Origin of the sequence: Streptomyces longisporoflavus, from assembly GCF_014649775.1 — a bacterium.
Taxonomy (GTDB): domain Bacteria; phylum Actinomycetota; class Actinomycetes; order Streptomycetales; family Streptomycetaceae; genus Streptomyces; species Streptomyces longisporoflavus.
The window spans coordinates 1-3,560 of sequence record NZ_BMTR01000089.1; the positions used below are offsets into that span (position 1 = coordinate 1).

The following is a 3,560-nucleotide window of genomic DNA, read 5'->3' on the forward strand; positions in this document are numbered from 1 at the left end:
CTGAGTAGTTGTTTCTCTTCCTCGTCGCCCTTCGGTGGGTAGTCACCGCTGGTCGTGGGTGGTGAAGAGAGTCAAGAGGGGTGAAAGTGCGGCGTATGCGTGCCTGGCGTAGGGGAAATGCGCTGTCCCGGCCCGTTCTGCGCCCGGTTAGGGGAGGAGGGTAGGGGGTAGGACGTTCCGGCCCTGTCGAGCTCCCCTCCGAGGCCGGTGCAGTCCGACCGTGGGTGCCGGCGTCGCGGGAATGCGCCGGCACCCACGGGACGTGGCGGCCCGAACCTGGCATCGCGCGGACAAAGGGGCAGTAGCGGTGGGACGCTTCTTGTCTCCGGCCGCCGCCGGTGTGCGGCGGCGGCCGGGTGCGCGAGGCACCGAGGCTCCCCCTCGGTCGGGCCTCGCGCGAGGTGCCCTCCGGGTGGCAGGGCCGCGGGAGTTGCCCCGCCGCCGTCTGGAGGGCAAGGGGCTGGAGCCGCGTTGTCGGCGATGCGGCTCCAGCTGGCCTCACGAAGACGACACGGCCCGGGGGCTGGGAGCCTGACGCCGGGCCGCAGCTCGGTCCTCTGGATCGAGAGTAGAGGGGCAGCCAGGGTGATCGGTAGCGCAGTCCTGGTCAGGCCGCTTGGAGAGCCGCCGCTAGGCGGGGGGTGGCAGCACCGGGGGTTGGGGGTTCAGCTGTCGGTGGGCCGCGGCTTCTTCGTCCAGCTCGGGGTGCGGGGCCCTTTGCGGGTCAGGCGCCGGGTCATGAGGGTGATGAATGCCCAGTTCAGGTGGGCTTCGGCGTGCTGGGGAAGTCGTTCGTAGTCTCGCGCGTTGCGGCGGGCGTTCATGATCCAACCGAGTGAACGTTCGACCTTCCAACGGCGGGGCAGCACGACGAAACCGCGGGTGCCCTTGGGCCGCAGCACGGGCCGCAGCGACAACCACAACTGGTCCGCGGTCCAGGCAGGCAGCAGGTCGCGGGCGTAGGCGGAATCCGCCCAGACCTGGGTGATCTGCGGATGAGTGAGCCGCAGGCGCCAGAGCAGGTCCCGGGCGATGATCTCGTCGCGGACGTCGCCCGCCGTCACCGTGATCATCACGGGCAGGCCCAGCGTGTCGACCACGAGATGTCTCTTGCGCCCATTGATCTTTTTCCCCGCGTCATAGCCGCGGCTGTCCCGGCCAACGGTGGAGGCCGCCTTCACCGACTGCGAGTCGACAATCAACGTCACCGGGAACGGGCAGCGGCCCTTGCCCGTGCGGATGTGGCGCCGCAGCTGGTCACGGATGAAGGTGACCAGCCCGGCCCGGTTCCATCGCGCAAAAAATCCGTAGACGGTCTGCCACGGAGGGAAATCCGCCGGCAGGGACCTCCATTTCGCCCCATTGTCGACGAGGTAGCGGATCGCGTCCACGACCTGCCGACGGGGCCACTTCTCGGGGTGCCCGCCGGTCTTGGTCTGGCATGCCTCGATGGGCAACAGCGGTTCGAGCAGAGCCCATTCGGCGATCGTGGTGTCGGAGGGATAGCGGCGGGGCCGGTGACGGGCCGTGGTCGGCATCGCAGGACTCGTGTCAGGAGCGGGACTGCTTGGAGAGCTGGGCGAGGGTGGAGCGGACGCCGGTGAGCTGGTCGGTGACCAGCTGGGCCCACTCATCATCGGGGTAACGGGCCAGGTGGGGGTCGAGCGTCCCCGTGATCATCCGGGCCAGCCGTCCCAGGATCTGGGCCAGTTGCTTCTTCTCGTACTCGATCCAGTCCGCGGGGTCATCGGAGAACATGTAGCCGTCCTTGCGCCGCCAGATGATCGGAGTCAGGTGCTCGGCCGCCCCGACGTCACGCAGATGGCGCACTCCCCGGGCGACCTGGGAACGGGTGATGCGGGTGGCGGACATGAGCTGGTAGGTGTGCAGGCCCGCGGGTCTGGCCTCCATCAGCGCGACGCGGACCAGGTCGCCGTAGTGCTCGGACAGCGGCCGCGCCGCCGGGCGCCGCCCCATGGCCTACTCGCCCTTCAACAGCTGGGTCAGCTGCTCGTCCAGGGTGAACTCGCCGTGATCGAGTGCCCCCTCCAGCCAGTCCGCCGCGGCACGGACCCGTGCCAGCTGGTGCCGGACGGTGTCGCGCTCGTCGTCGGTGAACTGCTGGCCGCGCATTTTGGGGACCAGCCGCCCCAGGGTGGCCACGAAGCCGTGGCAGGACCCCACGAGGTCGGCGTACTCAAGGGTGTGTTCGATCTTGCGGACGGCCGGGACCCGCTCGCGGATCTTCTCGCGGCTCTCGGCGGTGTTGTCGAACTGGGCGCGGTTGACCAGCATGCGCGTGGTGTCGTCGCGCATCGTCGAGCGGGCCACGGTCGGCCGGCGCAGCAGGTCGCGGGTGACTTCCTGGGCGGTGGCCTCGTCGCGGGTCAGCTCGGTGACCACCCGCATCTTCTCGGCCGGGGTGACGTGCTCGGTCACCTTGGGCCGCTTCAGCAGGTCGGTGGCGACCTGGGCGGCGACCTCGTCGTCCCGGGTCAGATCGGCGACGGCTGCGACCTTCTCATCCAGCGTGACCGGGCGGTCGACCCGCTGGCCGACCACGCGCTTGGCGCCATCGGGCGTCCACTGCCTGGCTCCGGTGCGCGGGTTGAACGGCGCGTCCTCGATCGCCGCCCACCGCTCGTCCTCATCCGCGACCGAGGCCAGGATCCGGTGAACGGTGAAGGAGACCCCCTCCTTGCGCTTGTCCTTGGGCCACCGGTTGGCGGTGTAGCGCCAGTCCTCCACCGTGCTCCGCTCCACGCCGACATCGTCCGCGAAGATCTGCAATGACTCCGCGACAGTGAACAGGTCCTCCGTGCCGTTGGGCATCGAACCGCCCACCGGGCGCATCGGCTCGATCTCCAAGGCCATGTCACCTAGGGAGAACTGGGCGCGGGCGACCTGTGCGATCAGGTCCTTGGCCTGCGCGACGAGCTGTTCGTAACGCTGCCGGGTGACGTTCCCGACCCGGTCTGTCACCTCGGTCATGACGACCACCGCCCTCACCGGGGCCCGGCCCGGCCGCCCAGGATGCGACCGGTCGAAAGGGGCACCGGCCCCGGTCACCGACCACCCTCGCGCGAGCCCACCCGGCGCAGACAGAGCGCGAGCCGGGAGCACTGGAAGCACCCGCCCGAGGGGCTCAACACCCGTGAAAAACGCGGGGTGTTGAAGGTGCGGGCGAGGCGTTCGCCTACGGCGTTTCCGCAACACCAAAACGCGACGCCCGCCGCTGCCGGCAGGCCCGCACCCGGCACCGGTCTGAGCAGTACACCGCCGACCTCGCCCGCTCCACCCCCACCGTCCACGACCGACCGCACACCGGACACACCGCCTGCTCACCCCGCTGTATCGCAGCCACCCGCAACCGGGTCCGGCGCATCCTCCGCCACCGCCGCGACCTGCACCGACTTGAACAAAACACCGCCCCCGACGCCATCGTCACCGGCAACGGATCACCACACTCCCGGCAATACCGCCGGACCGTCCCGCCAACCCCCACACAGCAGATCATCCAACCGCCGATACCTCACGGCCAGAGTTCAAAGACAACTACT

At 69.6% G+C, this 3,560-nt stretch carries 3 protein-coding genes; all 3 read right to left on the minus strand.

Annotated features, from left to right (window positions below):
• Positions 1-665: 665 nt before the first annotated feature.
• From IE226_RS43415 to IE226_RS43425, 3 genes are read right to left on the minus strand one after another with little or no spacing between them, the layout of a single operon-like run.
• Positions 666-1,538, minus strand: a complete 873-nt coding sequence (locus IE226_RS43415) for an IS5 family transposase (protein ID WP_190087056.1) — start codon at positions 1,536-1,538, stop codon at positions 666-668.
• 13 nt (positions 1,539-1,551) lie between these two features.
• Complete coding sequence (locus IE226_RS44770; protein ID WP_229871981.1) at positions 1,552-1,977, minus strand: hypothetical protein; 426 nt, start codon at positions 1,975-1,977, stop codon at positions 1,552-1,554.
• A 3-nt stretch (positions 1,978-1,980) separates the two neighbouring features.
• Complete coding sequence (locus IE226_RS43425) at positions 1,981-2,991, minus strand: DUF6192 family protein (RefSeq protein WP_229871982.1); 1,011 nt, start codon at positions 2,989-2,991, stop codon at positions 1,981-1,983.
• Between the last annotated feature and the right edge of the window lie 569 nt (positions 2,992-3,560).